This is a genomic window from Devosia sediminis, from assembly GCF_016411825.1.
Taxonomy (GTDB): domain Bacteria; phylum Pseudomonadota; class Alphaproteobacteria; order Rhizobiales; family Devosiaceae; genus Devosia; species Devosia sediminis.
In genome coordinates, this window is sequence record NZ_JAEKMH010000003.1 from 300,019 (window position 1) to 321,014 (window position 20,996).

Annotated in this window: 16 protein-coding genes; 7 read left to right on the forward strand and 9 right to left on the reverse strand. The window is 64.2% G+C overall.

Going from position 1 to position 20,996, the window contains the following annotated elements; translation table 11 throughout:
• Positions 1–80: 80 nt before the first annotated feature.
• Positions 81–1,898 carry an ABC-F family ATP-binding cassette domain-containing protein gene (locus JEQ47_RS14585; protein ID WP_198877167.1) on the reverse strand — a complete coding sequence of 606 codons (1,818 nt, stop codon included), beginning with the start codon at positions 1,896–1,898 and terminating at the stop codon, positions 81–83.
• Positions 1,899–2,134: 236 nt separating this feature from the next.
• Complete coding sequence (gene rirA / locus JEQ47_RS14590) at positions 2,135–2,611, reverse strand: iron-responsive transcriptional regulator RirA (RefSeq protein ID WP_198877168.1); 477 nt, start codon at positions 2,609–2,611, stop codon at positions 2,135–2,137.
• Between the two features lie 193 nt (positions 2,612–2,804).
• Between rirA and JEQ47_RS14595 the strand changes: the two genes are divergently transcribed.
• Entirely contained in the window at positions 2,805–3,110 is a 306-nt protein-coding gene (locus tag JEQ47_RS14595) for an HU family DNA-binding protein (RefSeq protein ID WP_236020887.1), read from the forward strand.
• A gap of 16 nt (positions 3,111–3,126) precedes the next feature.
• Here JEQ47_RS14595 and JEQ47_RS14600 read toward each other — a convergent pair whose 3' ends face one another.
• Both JEQ47_RS14600 and JEQ47_RS14605 read right to left on the reverse strand, forming a co-directional pair.
• On the reverse strand, positions 3,127–4,308 hold the full coding sequence (locus tag JEQ47_RS14600; protein ID WP_198877170.1) for an ROK family transcriptional regulator: 1,182 nt from the start codon (positions 4,306–4,308) through the stop codon (positions 3,127–3,129).
• Positions 4,309–4,372: 64 nt separating this feature from the next.
• Positions 4,373–7,567 (reverse strand): alpha-mannosidase, encoded by a 3,195-nt coding sequence (locus JEQ47_RS14605; RefSeq protein WP_198877171.1) that lies wholly within the window; start codon positions 7,565–7,567, stop codon positions 4,373–4,375.
• A 139-nt stretch (positions 7,568–7,706) separates the two neighbouring features.
• On the opposite strand from JEQ47_RS14605, the gene JEQ47_RS14610 reads away from it, so the two are divergent.
• Positions 7,707–8,729 carry a LacI family transcriptional regulator gene (locus tag JEQ47_RS14610; protein ID WP_198877172.1) on the forward strand — a complete coding sequence of 341 codons (1,023 nt, stop codon included), beginning with the start codon at positions 7,707–7,709 and terminating at the stop codon, positions 8,727–8,729.
• Between the two features lie 7 nt (positions 8,730–8,736).
• Here JEQ47_RS14610 and JEQ47_RS14615 read toward each other — a convergent pair whose 3' ends face one another.
• From JEQ47_RS14615 to JEQ47_RS14625, 3 genes are read right to left on the reverse strand one after another with little or no spacing between them, the layout of a single operon-like run.
• Entirely contained in the window at positions 8,737–9,675 is a 939-nt protein-coding gene (locus JEQ47_RS14615; RefSeq protein WP_198877173.1) for an aldo/keto reductase, read from the reverse strand.
• Entirely contained in the window at positions 9,672–10,205 is a 534-nt protein-coding gene (locus JEQ47_RS14620; protein WP_198877174.1) for a hypothetical protein, read from the reverse strand. The genes JEQ47_RS14615 and JEQ47_RS14620 overlap by 4 nt, the downstream gene beginning before the upstream one ends.
• Positions 10,178–10,570, reverse strand: coding sequence for a VOC family protein (locus JEQ47_RS14625; RefSeq protein WP_198877175.1), 393 nt, complete (start codon positions 10,568–10,570; stop codon positions 10,178–10,180). The genes JEQ47_RS14620 and JEQ47_RS14625 overlap by 28 nt, the downstream gene beginning before the upstream one ends.
• Before the next feature lie 230 nt (positions 10,571–10,800).
• Between JEQ47_RS14625 and JEQ47_RS14630 the strand changes: the two genes are divergently transcribed.
• The 4 genes from JEQ47_RS14630 (at position 10,801) to JEQ47_RS14645 (ending at position 16,037) form a co-directional block, all read left to right on the forward strand.
• The gene (locus JEQ47_RS14630) at positions 10,801–12,378 is read left to right on the forward strand and encodes an ABC transporter substrate-binding protein (protein ID WP_198877176.1); all 1,578 of its coding nucleotides are present in this window, start codon (positions 10,801–10,803) and stop codon (positions 12,376–12,378) included.
• Between the two features lie 73 nt (positions 12,379–12,451).
• On the forward strand, positions 12,452–13,432 hold the full coding sequence (locus JEQ47_RS14635; RefSeq protein WP_198877177.1) for an ABC transporter permease: 981 nt from the start codon (positions 12,452–12,454) through the stop codon (positions 13,430–13,432).
• Positions 13,433–13,437: 5 nt separating this feature from the next.
• Positions 13,438–14,397 carry an ABC transporter permease gene (locus JEQ47_RS14640; protein ID WP_198877178.1) on the forward strand — a complete coding sequence of 320 codons (960 nt, stop codon included), beginning with the start codon at positions 13,438–13,440 and terminating at the stop codon, positions 14,395–14,397.
• Entirely contained in the window at positions 14,397–16,037 is a 1,641-nt protein-coding gene (locus JEQ47_RS14645) for an ABC transporter ATP-binding protein (protein ID WP_198877179.1), read from the forward strand. The genes JEQ47_RS14640 and JEQ47_RS14645 overlap by 1 nt, the downstream gene beginning before the upstream one ends.
• Positions 16,038–16,224: 187 nt before the next feature.
• Here JEQ47_RS14645 and JEQ47_RS14650 read toward each other — a convergent pair whose 3' ends face one another.
• Positions 16,225–17,256 (reverse strand): Gfo/Idh/MocA family protein, encoded by a 1,032-nt coding sequence (locus JEQ47_RS14650; RefSeq protein ID WP_328769137.1) that lies wholly within the window; start codon positions 17,254–17,256, stop codon positions 16,225–16,227.
• An 81-nt stretch (positions 17,257–17,337) separates the two neighbouring features.
• Here JEQ47_RS14650 and JEQ47_RS14655 point away from each other — a divergent pair, with 81 nt between their 5' ends.
• Complete coding sequence (locus JEQ47_RS14655) at positions 17,338–18,063, forward strand: SIMPL domain-containing protein (RefSeq protein WP_198877181.1); 726 nt, start codon at positions 17,338–17,340, stop codon at positions 18,061–18,063.
• Positions 18,064–18,254: 191 nt separating this feature from the next.
• Here the strand turns inward: JEQ47_RS14655 and JEQ47_RS14660 are convergent, their stop codons facing one another.
• A complete protein-coding gene (locus tag JEQ47_RS14660; protein ID WP_198877182.1) occupies positions 18,255–20,867 on the reverse strand; it encodes a bifunctional diguanylate cyclase/phosphodiesterase in 2,613 nt (870 codons plus the stop codon).
• Positions 20,868–20,996: the final 129 nt, after the last annotated feature.

The following is a 20,996-nucleotide window of genomic DNA, read 5'->3' on the forward strand; positions in this document are numbered from 1 at the left end:
AGCACATTGTGGATGTTCTGAACGGTCCTCGGGTCAAGCCCGAGGACGGGCCGGTGGTTTTGTTCCGTCTGCGGACCGGCTTAGGAGCCCTCCAGCTCCTCGCGCAGCATCTCCAGCTCCAGCCACTGTTCTTCGGCTGCTGCCTTCTTGGCGGTCGCCGCTTCCAGCGCCTTGGACTTGGCGGCAAAGCCGTTCGGGTCCTTGCTGTAGAGGTCGGGCGCAGCAAGAGCCTTGTTGAGCGTGACGATCTCGGCGTCCAGCTTCTCGATATCCTTGGGCAGGGTTTCGAGCGCGTGCTTTTCCTTGAAGCTCAGCTTGCGCTTGCCCGCTGACGGCGCGGCCGCCAGGGGCTCGCTCCGGGGTTTGTCGGCCTTGACGGTCTTGTCGACGACCCGCGCCGTGACGCCCTGGCCGCGCTGTCTCACCATGTCCGAATAGCCGCCGGCATATTCGGTCCAGCGCCCATCGCCCTCGGCCATGATGACGGAAGTGGCCACCCGGTCGAGGAAGTCGCGGTCGTGGCTCACCACCACCACCGTGCCGGCATAGTCCGAGACCATTTCCTCGAGCAGGTCGAGTGTTTCGAGGTCGAGGTCGTTGGTCGGCTCGTCGAGCACCAGGAAATTGCTGGGCAAAGCCAGCGCCCGTGCCAGCGCCACGCGGGCGCGTTCGCCGCCCGAGAGTTTGCCGATCGGGGTATTGGCCTGCTCGGGCGTGAACAGGAAATCCTTCATATAGCCAACGACGTGCTTGTTCTCGCCGTTGATCTTGAGCGTGTCGCTGCCCCCGCCCGTCAGCGCATCGCGGAGGCGCGTTTCCGGCTCGAGCCGCGCGCGGCCCTGGTCGAGCATGGCCAGTTCCAGCGCCGAGCCCAGCTTGATCGTGCCGGTGTCGGGTTCGAGCAGGCCCGTCAGCATCTTGATCAGCGTGGTCTTGCCCGCGCCATTGGGCCCGACGATCCCCACCCGGTCGCCGCGCAGCACGCGGGTCGAAAAATCCTTGACCACGGTGCGCGGGCCGAAGCTCTTGGAGATGTTTTCCGCCTCGGCCACCAGCGCGCCCGAAGTCCGGCCCTCGGTCACCGCCATGGCGACCGAACCGGTCACCTTGCGCTGCTCGCGCCGCTCCTGTCGCAAGCCGGCCAGCCGTTCGAGCCGGCCCACATTGCGCTTGCGCCGGGCCGTCACGCCATAGCGTAGCCAGTGTTCCTCGCGCACGATCTGCCGGTCGAGCTTGTGGCGGTCCTTTTCCTCCTGTTCCAGCACTTCGTCGCGCCAGCCCTCGAAGGCGCCAAAGCCCTTTTCGATGCGGCGGGTGACGCCGCGGTCGAGCCACACCGTGGAGCGGCTGAGATCGGAGAGGAAACGCCGGTCGTGACTGATCAGCACCATGGCCGAGCGCATCTGATTGAGTTCGTCCTGCAGCCATTCGATGACCGGCAGGTCGAGATGGTTGGTCGGCTCGTCCAGCAGCAGCACGTCCGGCTGCGGTGCCAGCACACGCGCCAGCGCGGCGCGGCGGCCCTCGCCACCCGACAGCGTTGTCGGATTTTCCGCCCCGGTCAGCCCTAGCGCATTGAGCAGGTATTGCGCCCGATATGGGTCGTCGCCCGGCGCCAGGCCCGCTTCGACATAGGCCAGGGTCGTGGCATGGCCGGTCAAGTCAGGTTCCTGCGGCAGGTAGCGGATGGTGGCGCTCGGTTCGGCAAAGCGCTTGCCCCCGTCATGCTGCACGATGCCCGCCGCGATTTTGAGCAGCGTCGACTTGCCCGAGCCATTGCGGCCCACCAGGGAGATGCGCTGGCCGGGCGAAACGATCAGCTCCGCCGCCTCCAGCAGTTGCGTGCCGCCGAAGGTGAGCTGGATATCCTGCAGGGAAAGGAGAGGGGGCTGGGCCATGACGGTTCCGGATGCGTTCGGCCGCTCTAGAGCATAGGGCAGGGGAGGGGGCAATGAAAAAGGCCGGTCAGGACGTTGAGGATCCTGGCCGGCCCGGGGAGACGGTAGCAGCAAGCCCCGTCGTGTTCTGGCGCTCGGACCCACAGGCCCCAAGGGGTCGCAGCGCCATGACCCCTATCAACCACGTATAAACATGATAGTCAAACTCATAATTGAGTTTTTGAGTCAGATTTTGCTCAGGCGGCCGAAATCGCCGCGATGCTCTCATTCACCGCCTCGGCGGTGGTGATGCCCAGGCGTTCGCGGATCGAGCGCTTCTTGCTGGCGAGGTCGGCTATGGTGTGGCGGCTCAGCACCTCGAAGAAGGCGCCCAACGCCTCGCGCAGCGCGCCGTTGAGGTCGCATTCGCCGATCAGCGGGCAGTCCGCGCCATCCTCGAAGCACTCGGCCAGGGCGAAGTTTTCTTCGGTGAGGCGAATGGTGTCGAGCAGCGTAATGTCCTCGGCCTTCTTGCCCAGCTTGATGCCGCCATGGCGGCCGCGCACGGTCTGCAACAGGCCCGCTTCCACCAGCGGCTTGATCAGCTTGAACAGGAACAATTCCGAAATCCCGTAAGCCCGGGCGATCTCTGCAACCCGGCTCAACCCTGGCTCGTTGACTGCGCAATAGACCAGCGTGCGGATGGCATAGTTGGATTGGCGGGTAAGTCTCACGGGAAACCTTTCTGCGGCCTCGAACAGGTGCGAAATCAGCGTTACGCGCTTCTATCGCGTCCCGTAGCTTATAACCATTCTAAAAAATGTCAATTAATCTTGAAAGCGGTCATCAGGTTTTTTGTGATCGTTGCCGATCTGGACACAGGTTTATGTTCCGCCTATGAACTTAATGGCTGGAGGAGGCTTCAACTTGGACCAGACTGTCACCAGGGCGGCGCTGAGCGAGAGCGCCGCCGAGGCCACGGGTCTCTCGCGTTATGACATTGCCCAGATCGCCGATCGCATGTTCGAACTGATCGGCGAAGCCCTCAAGACCGGCGAAACCGTCAAGCTGACCGGCTTCGGCACGCTTGAAGTGCGCTCCCGCGCCGAACGGGTCGGGCGCAATCCGCGCACCGGCGACGAACATCGCATCGCGCCGCGCCAGACCGTGGTGTTCATTCCAAGCGCCCGCATGCGTGACGCGCTCGATCATCTGGCCTCCGAAAAGGCCTAGACGGTTCGTATCCGGGTCAGAAATAGCGCCTGAACAGCGGCAGTTCCGCAGCCCCAATGGCGGGTGCCAGCCCGCCAAGCTGGCCGGCAATGACGCGTGGCGCGCCATGGGGCCGGCTGGGCAGGCGCGCCATCTCGGCTTCGACCAGCCCCGCCAATCTGGCGCTGACGGCCGGTGCCAGCACCGTGTCGATGATCACCAACGGCTGTTCCACCACCGTATTGGCGTTGAACAGGACCTGCGCCAGCGCCTGCGCCGTCGTGTTCATCCACCCGGCGGCCCCGGCGAGATCGGGGTCGAGATCACGCGCCGGCATGGCCCCGGCATCATGACCGGCCGCGTCGAGACTGTTGCGCAGCGCCCAGATCGACGCGATCCGATGCGCCAGTTGCGGCCTGCCCCCTGCAGGGTTGACCAGCATGGCGCCCAGTTCGGCGGCATTGCCCGTCGGCCCCTCCCACAGCGCGCCATCCCCGACAATGCCGGCGGCGATGAAGTGCGAGACCAGGACATAGATGATATTGGCCGGGCGCGGCGGCGCCAGGGCGATCAGTTCCGCCCAGCATCCGGCATTGCCGTCATTGAGCCGGGTGATCGCAAGACCCGTGCGGGCCCCTAGTGCGGCGACGAGGTCCAGCTCCTGCCAGAGCGCGATCTGCTCCGCCGGCGCTCCCAGCGCGTCAAGCCCCGCGGCCAGGTCGCCGGGCATGGCGAGCCCGAGGTCCATGAGGCGTGCGCGCTGCTCCGGGCGCAAACCGCCGGTGAACTGCTCGATCACCGTGGCAATGGTGTCGACCAGCGTCGCCCCGTCGGGATAGGCATAGTCTACATGATGCCGCGCCAGGACCTGCGCATGCATGTTGAGCAGCACCACGTCCATATGGCGCCAGCCCACCTCGATGCCGATGGCAAACCCGCCGTCGGGATCGAGCATGATCGGCGTGGCGGGCTGGCCGCGCCGGCCGCGCAGCACCGGTCCGCGCAGGATCAGCCCTTCGCGCTCGAGGTCGACCAGGATGGCCGACACGGTCTGCGGCGCCAGCCCGGACAGGCGCGAAATCTCGGCATTGGAGACGCCGGCGTTAAAGCCCACGACCGTCAGCACGGTTCGTTCGTTTGCCCGCCGCACGCCCACATGGCTGAGCCCACGCCGCCCCGATTCGAAGACATCGCGGGTCGGTTCGCCGATTTTGCTCATGTGTTTGACCCCAGCCCGTCGCGCCGCTGCGCGGGGGGAACGACGAAGGTTGCCTTTCGCTGCGCTAGAGTTCGACGAGCAGCGTGACGATTTCGAATGGTCGCAGAGACAACAGAAGCGAATTGCCGTCAAGCACCAGCGGCGCCTCGATCTCCTCTTCCATGAGATTGGCACGCCGTACCGACCTGACCGGCAGGCCGAAAGTCAGCCGCGCCTCCGCCCGCCGGTTGGCATGCTCGAACACCCGCAGGACCAGCGCGTCGGACGCCTCCGCCTTCTTGACCGTCTCGATGCTCACATTGGCCGCGTGCACCGCCACAAGCTCGAAACATGACAGCTTTTCGTCCACCGGCTCGCTCCGTCGCGCCGTCCCCACCACCATGACCGGGTTGTTGAAGCGTTCGGCCGCCCGGTGCACCTCCCCGAGGTCGGTAACCCCTTGATGGATGAAGAGGCCATAGCGCAACCGGTGCTCGCCGCGATCGGCGTCCGGGCTGGGATAGTTCGGTCCGCGCACCAGCGTCAGCCGCACCATCTGCTCATGCGCATCGTAGCCATATTTGCAGTCGTTGAGCAGCGCGGCCCCGAAATCGGCCTCGCTCATGTCGACCCAGCGATGCATCGAGGCTTCGAACCGCGCCCGGTCCCAACTGGTATTGCGATGGGTCGGGCGCGTCACATGGCCGAACTGGATTTCGGATCGGACCTCCGAGGTGTTGAGGTCGAAGTCGAACTCGGCCTTCAGCACCTGCGCCCGTTCCTGCCACTCGATGAAGGTATCGAACTCGAGCTGCCGCTCGCCCGACGCCAGCGAGATCACCTGCACCACGCGCGATGCGCCATACGTGCGCTCCACCCTGATGGCGGCGCGATGCGGTCCGCTTTCCACCACCGAGATGCTGCTGGCCCTGTCGAGCTGCCAGAACTGTTCCTCGAAATAGGCGTCGATATCCCAGGCGTCCCATTCCATCGGCTTGTCTTCATAGGCAACCAGCCGATTGGCACGCCGGCCCGGCTTCAGCACCTGCCGGCCGCTGGTCTTGTCGAGGATGGCGCTGATCTCGCCCGACGCGTCGAACTCGACGCGCAGCAAGCGGTTTTCGAGATGCCCTTCCGAGACAAACAAGTCGGACGCCGTTGCCGGCCCCGCGGCGATCACCCGCGCATCGGCCCAGCCGAGTGCTGGCAGGGTATGCACCGGCGCCAGCCATTCCTCTGTCCCATCGGCCCGCATCGCTTTTTGCAGAACTGCACTGCCGTCACCGACCCGCAGCGCCGCGCCATCGAGGTCAGCGGCGTCGCCCAGGCTCACCAGTCGGTCCCGGCGCTGCGATGTGAAATTGATCAGTCGCACATGCCGTTCATCAAGAGGGTCCAGGGCCCTGGCCAGGTTTTGCCATGGTCCCTGTGCCGCCTCGCAGGCCGAAAAGATCCGTGCATAATCGGCGTCGCTATCGACATAGGCCTCCGGGATCGAGGTCCCGGGCAGGATGTCGTGGAACTGGTTGATCAGGGCCAGCTCCCAGAATTCCCTCAATATCTCGGTGGGATAGGCATTCCCCGCCCGCACCTGCGCCATGGCGCCCAGATATTCCAGTTCGCGCAGGCGCCGCTCGGCCAACCGGTTCTTGGCCTTGTTTTTGGCCCAGGTGGTCAGCGTACCTCTATGATATTGCAGGTACAATTCGCCGTTCCAGGTCGGGAAACGCGTGGGGTCGGACTCCATCCGCGCACTCAAGCGGTCAAGGTAGGGCACGATGCCTTCGAGCTTCACTTTGGGCGCGCCGGGAATGCCGCGCTCCAGCCGTGTCCCCCGCTCGATCATCGCTCGCGTCGGCCCGCCGCCGCCATCGCCATAGCCATAGGACATGATGACTTCGCTGTTGGCGCGCTTGGGCTCGTAGCGCTTCCAGGCGCCCATGGTTTCGCTCACCGACAGGTCGCCATTATAGGTCGTATAGATGGCATCGCTTTCGAACCGCTGCGCGGTGATCAGCTGCGCCTTGGTCACCGTGCCGTCGATGCCGCGCCAGAAGAACGTGTCATAGGGATGCCTGTCGGTGTCATTCCAGCTCAGCTTCGAGGTGACGAAATAATCGAGGCCCGATTTCTCCATGATCTGCGGCAGGTTGGCTGAATAGCCGAAGGTATCAGGGAGCCACACGGTGCGCGGCGTCACTCCGAAATGCTCCTGGTGGAAGCGCCTGCCGCGCATGATCTGGCGCACGAGGCTCTCGCCCGAGGCGATGTTGACGTCGGGCTCCACCCACATAGCGCCCTCGATTTCGAACTGACCCGCCTTGACCCGTTCCAGCAGCCTTTCCCAGAGTTCCGGATAGTCTTGGCGGAGGAAATCAAACAGCACCGACTGGTTGTACATGAAGACGAATTGCGGGAATTCCTCCATCAGCCTCAGCACCGTGGCGAAGCTGCGCGCGGTCTTGTCCCGCGTATGGATCACCCGCCAGAGCCAGGCGACATCGAGATGGGTCGATCCCACGGCGCTGATCTGCGGCTGCACTTCGGTATCCACCAGCGCATAAATTTCCGCGGCAATGGCCTCGGCCTCCTCGAGGCTGTCCCATAGTCCCTCCGCATGGTGGTCGCGCCGGTCCAGCGCCCGCAGCGCCCGTTCGACCCGATCGAGAATGGCATGCCGCCTTGCGTCGCTCTGGTGCAGCCGCACGGCCACTTCGAGCGGCGTCATCAGGTCGTAGTAAAGGCTCTCGATCCGCCGGTTGCGGGTGAAGAAGTCGACCTCGAACCCCACCAGCGGCCGGTCGAAAAAGGTAAAGGCATCGACGACAACCACATGCCGGTTGCCCGGCACGGCCTCGGTCTCGATCACCAGCTCGGTATGATTGCCATCCAGCGCCTGGGCGATCCGCCCGTCGAGATAGACGAGGCATTGCGGGTCGGTCGAACCCGGCCGCTCCTGCCACTGGCTGGACACGCGCATCACGAAGGTCTTGCCGCGCGCCGTCTCGGGCACCACGACTTCGGCGGCAAACCAGCTATGATCCTGGCTTTTCGCCCAGACTGAATGGGCGTCGAACGCCTCCCAGCTTCGCCAGTCGGCTGCCAAAGCTTCGGCGGCGGTCATGCTCTCGCGCTGGATGCGCCAGGCAAAGGGCATGTCGGGGATCGGCGTCCTGATCTTGGCTTCGAGATCGGCGCAGAGCCGCAGCAGCTTGCCCTCGCGCTTCATGTCATCGACACCGAGGCCGAGCCGACCGGCCAATGGATTGAGATAGGTCATGCCTTCATCCTCCCGGCGCATTGGACAGCGCCTTTGGTCGCAAGCTAGAGGTGAAGTTGCAACGTTGCAATGACGATACGGATTGCGCTCTTCCCCTGGGCCTGTTTCACGCTACAAGAAGGGCTCATGGAGCACATTGATGCAGGATCGTGACGACCCGCCGGGGCGACCGACGCTCAGGACCATCGCCGAGATGACCGGCCTCAGCCTGTCGACCGTGTCGCTTTCCCTACGCGGCGGCGCCTCGCTCAAGCAGGAAACCCGCGACCGGGTGGCCGAAGCCGCCCGGCAGGTGGGCTATGTCCCCGACCGCGCTGGCGTGCGCCTCCGCACCGGCAAGACCAATGTCCTGACGCTGATCCTCCATGGCGGCGACGACTCCATCGACTTTGCCCGGCAGATGATCCAGGGCATCGGCAAGGCCCTGTCGGGCACCCAGTACCATCTCAACGTCACGCCCGAATTCGGCGCCAATGGTGGCGTCGCGGCCGTCCGCTACGTGCTCGACAACCGCGCGGCCGACGGGGTTATCATCACCCACACCACGCCCGATGACCCGCGCGTCGCGGTCCTTTCCGAGGCGGGCTTTCCCTTCGTCACGCATGGCCGCACCGCCCATGCGGTGCCGCATCCCTTTCATGACTTCCATTCCGAAATCTTTGCCGAGACGGCTTTGGACCGCTTGGCCGACAAGGGCTGCCGGCGGGTCATGCTGTTTATCGGCAATCCGGGCATCACCAACTTCGCCAATATCGCCAATGCCTTCCGCGCGGCAGCGCGGCGCCGCGACGTTGCGGCCGAAATCCTCGATGTCGGTGACACCAGGCGCACGCCTGATGAGGTGCGCGTGCTCGGCGCTGAACTCGCCCAACGCGCCGACCGGCCTGATGGCATCATCACCGACAACGAAATCCGCACCATCGCCCTCCTCGCCGGCATGCAGAGCGCCGGCCTTGCCCCGGGGCAGGGCGTGGAACTGGTCTACAAACAGACCTCGGGCATCCTCCCCGCCTTCTTTCCCGATCTCGATTCCATCGAGGAGGATGTTACCGCTGCCGGCGCCGAACTGACCCGGCTGCTGCTCGGGCGGATCGATGGGGCGCCCGCAGACGAACTACAGACGCTGGCCGAGCCGGTGCTGCATTGGCGCAGTGGCCCCTGATCGCATCTTAAGTGCCCGCTGCGGTTAACAGTCTGTTAGCATTTTCGGGCAGCGCCAGGCGCACGCCCCGCACCAGGCTCTCGACCTGTTCGACCGACGTTGCCGAGGCGATGGGGGCGCTGACACCCTCCTGCGCCACGAGCCAGGCCAGTGCGACCTCGGCTGGGGTAGCCTTTAGCTCCTTGCCGACGTCGTCCAAAGCCTTGAGGATTTTCAGTCCCTTATCGTTGAGATACTGCCCGGCGCCGCCGCCACGCGGCGATTTGCCGAGGTCGGCTTCATTCCGGTACTTGCCCGTGAGGAAGCCCGAGGCGAGGCTGTAATAGACGATCGAACCCACTTCATTTTCAATGAGATAGGGTTTCAGCGCCTCGAACTCGGCGCGGTCGTAGAGGTTGAAACGGTTCTGCGTTACCTCATAGCGCGGCAGCGATTTGATGATCGCCGTCTGCTGCGCATCGCGCATCATCTCGGCAGTATAATTGGAGGCGCCGATGGTCCGCACTTTGCCCGAGCGGATGAGGACGTCATAGGCTTCCAGCGTTTCCTCGTGGCTCGCCTGGTCATCCGGCCAGTGGCTGAAATAGAGGTCGACATAGTCGGTCTGCAGGCGCCTGAGCGACGCCTCGATGCTCTCCTTGATCGCATCGGGCTTGAGGCCCCCCGGCTTCTTGCCCGAATTGACCTTGGTGATGATGTGGACGCTGTCCCGATTGCCCCGGGCCTTGAGCCACTTGCCGATGATCGTCTCGCTCATGCCCGGCGGATTTCCCGGCACCCAGTTGGGATAGCCTTCGGCCGTGTCGATGGCGGTAAAGCCCGCATCCACATAGGCGTCGAGAATGTCGAAACCCTTGGCTTCGTCCACGGTCCAGCCGAACACATTGCCGCCCAGCACCAGGGGCTCGATCACCAGTTCGCTGCGGCCAAGGGGGCGACGGTTCATTCTCTGTCTCCTTCATCCATTTCGGTTTCAACGTCCTGGACGGCGTTTTGTTCGCCCGCCGGCGCACGCGGCGCGCACCAGTGCAGGGCCTCGGCGATGGCAGTGAAGGAGCCGGAAAGGCCGATCAGGGCAAAGCCGTCCTCCGCATCGTCCTCGTGGCGAAGGTAGACGAACGTGCCGTGGCGCAGTCCGTCGAGCAGCCAGCCGTCCTGGTCCAGGAGGCGTCCGCCATAGGGCCCGCCGGCCTCGGCGACAAGACTGCGGGTTTCCCGGTCGAGGGTGAATTCCCACGCTCCCGCCACCCCGCCAACGCGGCTCGAATGGACATGGACGCCGGTCGAGAAATCGTCCTCGCAGCGCACGGCAAGGCAGGTGTAGTTGCCCGCTTCGGACTCCTGGCTGCAGCCGAGGCTGGCCCGGTCGCCCTCGCCCGGCAGGTGTGAATAGTGCCAGCCTGGCTCCTGCGACAGCGCGGGCCCGGCACACAGCGCCAGCATGGCGATCAACGCTTTGGCTGGATGAGATCCCATTTTGTCCCGTAGAGGTCGACGAAGACCGCCACAGAACCATAGGGCTCGTGGCGAGGGTCTTCGAGAAAGGTGACACCCGCTTCGACCATACGCTTGTAGTCGGCGGCGAAGCTGTCGGTTTCGAGAAACAGCATGACGCGTCCGCCGGCCTGCCGGCCGATCACGGCCGCCTGCTCGGGGCCATCCGCCCGCGCCAGCAGGAGCCGCGCACCGGACCCGCCCGGGGGCGCCAGAAGCACCCAGCGCTTGCCCGAACCCATGTCCACATCTTCGAGTAATGCGAAACCGACGGCATCGCGATAAAAGGCGATCGCTTCATCATAATCGGCGACGACAAGGGCAATGGTTGCAATGGCTTGGCTCATGCAGCCATGCTGGCGCGTGCAAATGAAACGGTCAAGCTGCGCAATTTTTGATCGAACGGTTCGAGAAAAAACCGTCCATTCCTGTGGAATTGTCTTTAGGGCGTCACGTGATTGACCAACTGGTCAATGATTCCCGTTGCGCTCCCCCGAATTCTACGCTTTTGTGTCGCCCAAGCCTCCGGCACTGAGGGTGCTGAGAAGGCGTAAAGTCAAGGAACGGGAGATTTCCAATGCATTCTTCACTGACCCGCATTGCGGCGGTACTTGTTGCCTCCACGATGCTCGCCGGTGTTGCGAACGCCGAAACGATCCGCTGGGCGCGCTCGTCTGACGCGCTGACGCTGGATCCGCATTCGCAGAACCAGGGCAATACGCACACCCTGGCCCACCACATCTACGAGACCCTTTTGGGCCGTGACAATGACGGCAATCTGACACCGCGCCTGGCGACCGAATGGGCGCTCAAGGAAGGCGACGACACCGTCTGGGTGTTCAAGCTGCGCGAAGGCGTCAAGTTCCACGACGGTGCCGATTTCACCGCCGAGGACGTGGTCTACTCGATCACCCGCGCCAAGAGCGAATTCTCCAACATGAAGCAGCTCCACGCCGAAGTGGAGTCGGTGACCGCCGTCGACGACTACACCGTCGAGTTCCAGATGGCCGGCCCGTCGCTCATCTACCCGAACAACCTCACCAACACCTTCATCATGGACAAGACCTGGTCGGAAGCCAACGACCTCGACACCGTCCAGGATTTCGCTTCGGGCGCCACCAACTATTCCGTGCTGAACACCAACGGCACCGGCCCCTATACCCTGGTGTCGCGTGAAGTCGACGTGAAGACCGTGCTCACCGCCAATCCGGAATGGTGGGGCGACGCTCCGGCCGTGACCGACATCGAATATGTCGTCATTGCCGACGCCCAGACCCGCATTTCGGCCCTGCTCTCGGGCGAAATCGACATCGTCCAGGACGTGCCGCCGCAGGACATCGAGCGCCTCTCTTCAACCGAAGGCTTCAAGGTCGAAACCGGCCCGGAAAACCGCGTCATCTACTTCGGCTACAAGGTGAGCGAAGAACCGCTGGCCTCGTCCAATGTCACCGACAAGAATCCGCTGAGCGACCCCAAGGTGCGTGAAGCCTTCGAGCTGGCGCTCGATCGCGATGCCATCAAGCAGGTCGTGATGCGTGGCCAGTCGATCCCGACTGGCGTCGCCAACCCGCCCTTCGTCGCTGGCTGGACCGAAGAACTCGACGCCTATCCGGCGCCGGACGTGGAAAAGGCCAAGGCTCTCCTGGCTGAAGCCGGTTACCCCGATGGCTTCTCGATCACGCTCGACACGCCGAACAACCGCTATGTCAACGACGAAGCGATCTCGACGGCCTATGTCGGCATGCTCGGCCAGATCGGTGTCGACGTCACCCTGGCCTCGCGCCCGGTTGCCGAACACTCGCCGCTGATCCTCAACGGCACCACCGACTTCTACCTGCTCGGCTGGGGCGTCCCGACCTTTGACAGTGCGTATGTCTTCAACGACCTCTACCACACCAATGACGAGACCCACGGCACCTACAATCCGAGCGGCTACTCCAACGCCGAAGTCGACGAGATGATCATCTCGCTCGGTACTGAAAGCGATGAAGCCACCCGCAACGAAACCGTTGCCAAGATCTGGGAACAGGTGAAGGCGGACCGCGTCCTCCTGCCGGTTCACATCCAGGTTCTCGCTTATGCGATGCGTGATGGTGTGACGCTGCCGGTTCAGCCGGAAAACCAGCCGAACATGACCACGGTCACCTTCGAGTAAGCGTCCCGCAATCAGGAGCCGCCGCGCCTGGGCCTGATGGTCCCGCGGCGGCTCCGTCGTATCGGAGGGCACCATGCTGGCCTTCATCGCCCGACGGCTGTTTCAGTCCGTCATCGTCATGCTTGTCGTGGCCTTCATCGCCTTCCTGGTGTTCCGCTATGTCGGGGACCCGCTGGCGAACCTTCTCAGTCAGGATGCCAATCAGGCCGACTATGACGCCGCGCGTCAGCGTCTCGGGCTTGACCAGCCATTCTACATCCAGTTCTTCCACTTCGTGGGCAATGCGCTGCAGGGGCAGTTCGGCACTTCCTACCGGCTGCAGCAGCCGGTGAGCCAGTTGATCCTCGAGCGCCTGCCGGCCACCATCGAGCTGGCCGTGGCCTCCTCGATCATCGCCTTGATCGGCGGCGTGGGCCTCGGCATCTATTCGGCCCTCAGGCCGCGTGCCATCTCCACCGGCTTCATCATGACCGCCTCGCTGATCGGCGTGTCGCTGCCCACTTTCCTTATCGGTATCGGCCTCATCTATATCTTTGCGGTCGAACTCAAGTGGCTGCCCAGCTTCGGGCGCGGCGAAGTGGTGCAGATCGGCTGGTGGCGTACGGGTCTGCTCACCTCTTCAGGCCTGCGCTCGCTGATCCTGCCGGCCATCACCCTGTCGCTGTTCCAGTTGACGCTGATCATGCGGCTCGTCCGGGCCGAAATGCTCGAAGTGATGCGCACCGATTACATCCGCTTCGCCAAGGCCCGCGGGCTTTCCAAGCGCGCGATCAATTTTGGCCATGCGCTCAAGAACACCATGGTGCCCGTCATTACCATTACCGGCCTGCAACTGGGTTCGGTCATCGCCTTCGCCATCATCACCGAAACGGTGTTCCAGTGGCCGGGCGTCGGGTCGCTCTTCGTCAATTCCGTCGCTGCCGTCGACGTGCCGGTTATGGCTGCCTACCTCGTCTTCGTGGCGCTGGTCTTCGTGGTCATCAACCTCATCGTTGATATCCTTTATTTCATCGTCGATCCGCGCCTGCGCGACGGCGCAAAATCCGGGAGGTAGGCTCCATGAGCGATCTGCCCCAAACTACAGCCGCTCCTGTCGTGGTCCCCAAGACCTCGCGATGGAAGATGTTCCTCCGGTCCGACATTGTCTGGTCGTACCGGCATTCGCCGATCACCATCGTGGCGTCCATCGTGGCACTGCTGCTGGTGCTGATGGCCATCTTCGCCCCCTGGCTGGCGCCCTATAATCCGTTTAACCCGGCCACGCTCAACCTGATGGATGGGTTTACTCCGCCCAATTCGACCTCGTTTGCCGGCAACTACTTCGCGCTCGGCAGCGACAGCCAGGGCCGCGACGTGCTCTCGACCATCATGTATGGCCTGCGCGTTTCGCTGTTCGTGGGTCTCATGGCGACGCTGTTCGCCATGGTGCTGGGCGTCAGCCTGGGTCTCGTTGCGGGCTATGTCGGCGGCGCCCTCGACGCGGTGATCATGCGCATTGCCGACGTGCAATTGAGCTTCCCGGCCATCCTCATCGCCCTGCTGATCTTCGGCATTGCCCGCGGCATCATCCCGCCCAACCAGCAGGAAGGCGCTGCCGTCTGGGTGCTGATCATCGCCATCGGCCTTGCCAACTGGGCGCAGTTTGCCCGCACCGTGCGCGGCGCCACCATGGTCGAGCGGCAGAAGGACTATGTCGCGGCCGCCCGCATCCTGGGCGTCAATCCCTTCATCGTCCTCCTGCGCCACGTCCTGCCCAATGTCACCGGCCCGGTTCTGGTGATCGGCACGATCGGCCTTGCGCTCGCCATCATCGAGGAGGCGACCCTGTCCTTCCTCGGCGTCGGCGTGCCCCCGACCCAGCCCTCGCTCGGCACCCTGATCCGCATCGGCCAGCAGTTCCTGTTCTCGGGCGAATGGTGGATCCTGCTGTTCCCCGCCATCACCCTTGTTCTGCTCGCTCTGTCGGTCAACCTCCTGGGTGACTGGCTGCGCGATGCCCTCAATCCGAAGTTGCGCTGATGACCGAGCCCGTTCTTTCCATCAAGGACCTCGTCGTCGAGTTCCCCTTCCGCGATGACGTGTTCCGCGCCGTCGACGGCGTCTCCTTCGACATCATGCCCGGCGAAGTCGTCGGCGTGGTGGGTGAATCGGGCGCCGGCAAATCGATGACCGGCTCGGCCGTCATCGGTCTCATCGATCGACCCGGCCACATAGCCGGCGGCGAAATCCGTTTGAAGGGCGAGCGCATCGACAACTTGCCCGAAGCCGCCCGCGCCAAGCTGCGCGGCAAGCGCATCGGCATGGTGTTCCAGGATCCGCTGACCAGCCTCAACCCGCTCTATACGGTGGGCGACCAGTTGGTCGAAACCATCCGCACCCACCTGCCGGTCTCGGAAGCCGAAGCCCGCCAGAAGGCCATCGACCTCCTCGCCGAAGCCGGAATTCCCAAGGCCGCGGAACGCATCGACTCCTATCCGCACCAGTTCTCCGGCGGCATGCGGCAGCGCGTGGTGATCGCGCTGGCCATTGCGGCCGGCCCCGAACTGATCGTCGCCGACGAGCCGACCTCGGCGCTCGACGTGTCGGTGCAGGCCCAGATCATCAAGGTGCTCAAGAAGCTCTGCACCAATCATGGCGCCGCGGTGATGCTGATCACCCACGACATGGGCGTCATCGCCCAGACGGCAGACCGCATGGTGGTGATGCACCAGGGCAAGGTGGTCGAGACCGGCACGGTGGGCGACATCATCCGCCGCCCGCGCGAGCCCTATACGATCAAGCTCATCAACTCGATCCCTACCATCGAGCGCAAGGATGGTGCGGCAACGCCGGCCCCTGCCGCCAATGACGACGGCGCCTATGTGCAGGTCAAAAAGCTGGTCAAGGATTACGAGATCGGTGGCGGCGGCTTCCTCAAGCTCATGCCAGGCAAGGTCGAGGTCTTCCGCGCCGTCAACGAAGTCAGCTTCTCGATCGAAAAGGGTAAGACCTTTGGCCTTGTCGGCGAATCCGGCTCGGGCAAATCCACCTGCGCCAAGATGATCGTCGGTCTCGTCCGCCCCACCTCCGGTCAGATCACCGTCGACGGCCATGATATCTGGGCCAGCGGCGCCGGGCATCAGGAACGCCGCAAGCGCGTGCAGATGATCTTCCAGGACCCCTATGCCAGCCTCAATCCGCGCTGGCGGGTGGCCGACATCATCGCCGAACCGATGCGCACCCTGGGCATTGCCCGCAATCGTGGCGAGGTCGACGACCGGGTGGCCGAACTTCTCCGTCGTGTCCGCCTCGATCCGGTGGTCATGCGCAAGTTTCCGCATGAATTCTCCGGCGGCCAGCGCCAGCGCGTCGCTATTGCCCGCGCCCTGTCGAGCCAGCCCGAATTCATCGTCTGCGACGAACCGACTTCGGCTCTCGACGTCTCGGTGCAGGCCCAAGTGCTGGACCTGATGAGCGAGCTGCAGGCCGAATTCGGCCTCACCTACCTGCTCATCAGCCATAACCTGGCTGTGGTGCGGCAGATGTCGAGCTCGGTCGGCGTCTTGCACAATGGCGTCCTCGTCGAAAACGGCCCGACCGACGCCATCTTCGACAATCCGCAGGCGGACTATACCCGCATGCTGCTCGACGCGGTGCCGGATATTTCCAAGGTGGCTTAGCGCCATCAGATACTGCGGCCTCCACTCCTGCGCCTCCCTCCCCTTGAGGGGGAGGGACTAAGGGTGGGGTGACCAAGACACTTGATGTCGAGTGCTTCGCTCACCCCACCCAGCTTTGCTACGGACCTGACGGTCCGAGCGCCGCTACCCTCCCCCTCCAGGGGAGGGAGAAGAAGGGCGCCCTCGCCTAAACCTCCACCCGTCTCCCCTCTTTCCCTGACCGGATCAGCGCATCGATGAGCCGGTGTACGGCTAGCGCCGTGTGGCCGGTCGACACCGGCTGCCGCCCCGCCTGCACCGCCTCGGCGAATTCGGCGATCTGGGCCATGTGCCAATCGAAGGGAAAGGCCATGGGGTCGGCGCCGCCGCCCGAATTGCTGGCCTCGCCCACGGTCTCGGTGCGGCCGTCGAACCAGTTGAGCGTGAGGTTGCCACCGGTCAGCGTCGCGCTGGCCTTGGCGAAGTTGAGGGTGAGGCTTTCCGCCCCGCCCGGAAAATTGGCGGTGGTCGCCATCAGCCCGCCCACGGCGCCACTGGCGAATTCCATGCCGCCGGCGACGAAGTCTTCGGTCTCCATCTGGTGGAAACCGGTCGTGGCCGCGAGGGCGGTGACCGCCTTGACCGGGCCGGTGAGGCTCAGCATCAGGTCGAGCGAGTGAATGGCCTGAGTGATCAGCACGCCGCCGCCATCCTGCGCGAAGCTGCCGCGACCCGGCTTGTCGTAATAGCCCCGTTGCGGCCGCCACCACGGCACCACTAGGTGCACGGCATGCAGCGCGCCCAGTTCGCCGCTGGCGACCTTTTCGGCCAGCGCCTTCGAGGCAGCGCGGAAACGGTGCTGGAAGATGATGCCCAGCGTCACCCCGGCATCATCGCAGGCGGCGACAATGCGTTCGGCCGCTTCGGTGGTGCGCTCCACCGGCTTTTCCATCAGCACATGCTTGCCGGCCTTCGCCGCGGCCGCGACGATCTCCTCGCGCGCATTGGGCGGGGTGAGGACCAGAATGGCATCCAAGTCCGGATCGGCCAGCAGGGCTTCGTAGCTCTCCGCAGCCGGAAAGTCATAGGTGGCGCAGAACTGCTCGAGCTCGGTCCGGTTGCGGCGCCAGACGCCGCGCACGGCGATGCGGTCCCTGAGCGCATTGAGCGCCAGCGCATGCGGCTTGGCGGCCATGCCGGCGCCGACGACACCCAGTCCAAATTTTCTCTGTTCAGCCACCATTCAGCCGCCTCCTTCTAAGCCTTGGTTGCGCCACGTTTTCGGCGCTCATTCTGTCCTGGGGACAGCAGGGGGATTATCATGAAATCGGTTGGGATTGTTGCAGCGCTTTTCGTTGCGGCCGGCATTGCGCTGGCTGGTTGGTTTGTCAGCACCGGGCTCGTGGATAGCCGGCAGCCGCTGCGCACCGTAACGGTCAAGGGTCTCAGCGAACGGTCGGTCGAGGCTAATCTGGGCTTCTGGCCCATCCGCTTCGTCGCCACCGGCCCGACCCTACAGGCGGCCCGCGCCAGCCTCGAAACCTCGGAAGCCGCCGTTCGCGCCTTCCTCGCCGATCGCGGCTTTGCCGAGACCGAAATCCAGGTCCAGAACGTCCTCGTCGAGGATCGGGCGGCCGGCTACAATGCCGGCTCGACGCCTGATGACTATCGCTTCGTCCTCACCGAGGACATGCTGGTCACCACCGACCGCGTCACCGACCTGGCCGATGCCAGCCGCTCCGTCGCGGATCTCCTGCGCCAGGGCGTGGTGTTCTCCTCCGATGCCTATAGCGCCGGGGCCAGCTTCGTCTTTACCGGCATCAATGACTTGAAGAGCGAAATGCTGACCGAGGCGACGCAGCGCGCCAAGGAAACCGCCGCCCAGTTCGCCACCGAATCCGGCGCCCAGGTCGGCGATATCCAGAGCGCCAACCAGGGCGTGTTCGAAATCCTGCCCGCGGTGGAAATCCCCAATGACCGGCCGGAAAAGCAGATCGACAAGAAGGTGCGGGTGGTGACCACCATCACCTATTTCCTCGTCGACTGAGCGCCGTACCGTCCACGGTGCGGTCCTCGGGCTTGACCCGAGGACCACTCCTCACCGGCATGAGGTCATTGGGTGTCGCAACGGGCCCTCGGGTCAAGCCCGAGGGCGGTACGGTGCCTGGGGCAAGTTTGGAATGTCATAGGGCGCGTGACGCTCCCCCGCAAACGGGCGAGGATAGGCGCCAACGGCCGTCAGCCCACTTGGGCCCAGGCCTTTTCGTGCAGAAAGTCTTCGAGCGCGTCGCGCGACATCGGGCGGGCAAAGGCATAGCCCTGGAGGATGTCGCAGCCCAGGTCGCGCAGGATCACCGCGTGTTCCATGGTCTCGACCCCTTCGGCAACGATCTCGATATCCATGGACTTGCCGATATCGACGATGGAAGCCACGAGCTGGCGCTGCGCCGGCTCCTTGAGAATGGGCATGACCAATTGCCGGTCGATCTTGAGCCGGCGCGGATGCAGCTTCTGCAGCGATACGATCGACGCATAACCGGTGCCGAAATCGTCGATTTCGACGTCGATGCCCAGCTCCTTGATCTGGTCGATATTCCAGGCGACGACGCCATCGCTTTCGTCGAGATAGATGCTTTCCACCAGCTCGAAGGCGAGCCGGCCCGGCTCCACCGGCAGGGCGCGGAGGCTCTCGATCAGGCCCTCGTCATGCAGGCGCTTGAGCGAGACATTGACCGAGGCGCGCGGCACGCAAAGGCCGAGCTTGTCCCAGCGGGCGAGATCGGCCAGCGTATGGTCGAGCACCAGGCGGTCGATCTGGGCCACCACGTTGAGCTCCTCGGCCACCGCCATGAAGCTGTCCGGGGTCTTGATCCCGTCCTTGGGGTGCTGCCAGCGGGCCAGCGCCTCGACGCCCACCAGTTCGAGCGTGCGGGCGCAGAACTGCGGCTGGTAATAGGGAATGAAGGCCTCCGCCTCGAGCCCCTTGAGCACCTCATCGGCGACGCGCTTGGTGTTGACCACTTCCGCCTGCAACGCCTCGGAGAAGAATTCATGCCGGTTGCGGCCCAGCGCCTTGGCCCGGTAGAGCGCGATATCGGCATTGACCAGCAATTGCTTGACGTCGATGTTGACCGCGCGTGACACGGCGACGCCAATGCTGACGCCGAAGCGACATTCATGCCCTTCATGCGAGGCCGGCCGGCGCATTTCGCGCACGATGCGGTCGGCAATGACGGTGAGGCGCGCATCGCTTGATCCGGCGCTGGAAACGATGACGAATTCGTCCCCGCCGATGCGGGCGACGAAGTCGGTTTCACGGCAATTGGCGCGCAGCACCTGGCTGGCATGGACCAGCATGGCGTCACCCGCTGCATGGCCCAGCGTATCGTTGATCTGCTTGAAGCGGTCGAGATCGATATGCAGGAGCGCGATGGAGCCGCTGCCGTGGTAGCCGTCGGCGGCGTGGCGCTTCAGCACTTCGTCGAGATAGCGCCGGTTGGGCAGGCCGGTCAGGCTGTCATGCAGCGCATTGTGCTCGATGCGAATGCGGGCCGCTTCCAACTCGTTGTTGCGCGCTTCCGCCTGCCGCTTGGCGCGGCGCAGGTCTTCGTTGAGCTCGACATCGCTGGTCACGTCCCAGTTGACGCCGATGACCCTGTCGGGCTGGCCGGGCTCCTGGAACAGCGCTCCGACCGAACGCACATGGCGCGTGCGGCCGTCGGGCGTCACCACCCGATAGTCCGATTCATAGCGGCCCCCGCCGATCATCTCGCGGAAATTGGCTTCGGCGCGATCGCGGTCGTCGGGATGGAGGAGGGCGCGCCAATCGTCGTGGTTGCGGGTCTTGCCGTCGGCCCGCATGCCGTAAAGCGCATAGGTCTGGTCGTCCCAGGTTTGAAGACCGGTGGACATGTCCATTTCCCAGACGCCAATCTTGGACACGTCGAGTGCCAGGTTGAGCCGGCGCGTCAGCCGCGCCAACTGGCTTTCCCGTTCGCCTAGGGCGTGGATGTGTTCGTGCCGCTCGCGGATCATGCGGCTGGTGACGACGACGGGAAAAAGAATGAGAGCGGCGGCGCCCACGAGCATGCCGCGCAGTGCCCAGAGCGAGACCGGATTGCCGGACCAGCCCGATTTCGGAACGGCCGCGATCTGCCATTTGCCCGAGGGCAGCACGACATCGACGACCACCGGGCGCTCGCCGCTGAGATCGGGGCCGAAGAACCGCCGGCCTTCCTCGCCCGTGCCATCGTGGCCGGTGATGGAAATGCGCAGGCTCAGCAGCGGGTTGAAGAGCCCGCTTTGAAGATAGAGCCGGTCCACATCGACCACGGCCGAAACGATGCCCCAGAAACGGCGCTCGTGACCTTCGCCGGTGAAGACTGGGAAGCGTCCGATAAAGCCGCGCCCGCCCTGCACCAGATCGACCGGCCCGGCAATGGAGAGCTTGCCCGTGGTTGCGACCTTTTCGACCGCTTCCCACTGGTTGGGCAGGTCGCGGTAATCGATCCCGATCACCGCCTCGTTGCCCTTGAGCGGATAGCTCATGCTCACCACGAGATCGGGCGCCGCCGCGACCGAACGCAACTGGCTTTTTTCCTCGAAAAGGTTGCTGACCAGCGCATCGTAGCGCTCCTGGTCCATGTCCGGCTCGGTGGCGATCACCGAAACCAGCCCTTTGACGAGCTGCACATTGCTCGAAATATTGCCTTCGAGCTTGGCGCGGATCACCGAAATCTGGTTGAGGGCCTCTGTCCGCAGCCGGTTCTCGGTGATCTGCTGGTTCTGCTGGTCGAGGAATATGCCGATGATCAGCATGGCCACCAGCGCCACCAGCACCGGCAGGACCATGGTGCGCCGCCAATCCCCGCGATGTGTGCCTGACCGAGTATCGACCATCTTTGCCTGAGCGCCCCGACACCTTCTGTGTCAGCAGCAATACTAGGCGGCGAGGCGTTGATGAGTACCTTACCGGTGGTC

Coding starts and splice junctions, on each gene's coding strand:
- JEQ47_RS14625 (WP_198877175.1), bottom strand. CDS start 10,570: ATGAGCCAAGCCATTGCAACCATTGCCCTTGTCGTCGCCGATTATGAT.
- JEQ47_RS14630 (WP_198877176.1), top strand. CDS start 10,801: ATGCATTCTTCACTGACCCGCATTGCGGCGGTACTTGTTGCCTCCACG.
- JEQ47_RS14610 (WP_198877172.1), top strand. CDS start 7,707: ATGCAGGATCGTGACGACCCGCCGGGGCGACCGACGCTCAGGACCATC.
- JEQ47_RS14585 (WP_198877167.1), bottom strand. CDS start 1,898: ATGGCCCAGCCCCCTCTCCTTTCCCTGCAGGATATCCAGCTCACCTTC.
- JEQ47_RS14655 (WP_198877181.1), top strand. CDS start 17,338: ATGAAATCGGTTGGGATTGTTGCAGCGCTTTTCGTTGCGGCCGGCATT.
- JEQ47_RS14640 (WP_198877178.1), top strand. CDS start 13,438: ATGAGCGATCTGCCCCAAACTACAGCCGCTCCTGTCGTGGTCCCCAAG.
- JEQ47_RS14620 (WP_198877174.1), bottom strand. CDS start 10,205: ATGGGATCTCATCCAGCCAAAGCGTTGATCGCCATGCTGGCGCTGTGT.
- JEQ47_RS14605 (WP_198877171.1), bottom strand. CDS start 7,567: ATGACCTATCTCAATCCATTGGCCGGTCGGCTCGGCCTCGGTGTCGAT.
- JEQ47_RS14615 (WP_198877173.1), bottom strand. CDS start 9,675: ATGAACCGTCGCCCCCTTGGCCGCAGCGAACTGGTGATCGAGCCCCTG.
- JEQ47_RS14645 (WP_198877179.1), top strand. CDS start 14,397: ATGACCGAGCCCGTTCTTTCCATCAAGGACCTCGTCGTCGAGTTCCCC.
- JEQ47_RS14660 (WP_198877182.1), bottom strand. CDS start 20,867: ATGGTCCTGCCGGTGCTGGTGGCGCTGGTGGCCATGCTGATCATCGGC.
- JEQ47_RS14600 (WP_198877170.1), bottom strand. CDS start 4,308: ATGAGCAAAATCGGCGAACCGACCCGCGATGTCTTCGAATCGGGGCGG.
- JEQ47_RS14635 (WP_198877177.1), top strand. CDS start 12,452: ATGCTGGCCTTCATCGCCCGACGGCTGTTTCAGTCCGTCATCGTCATG.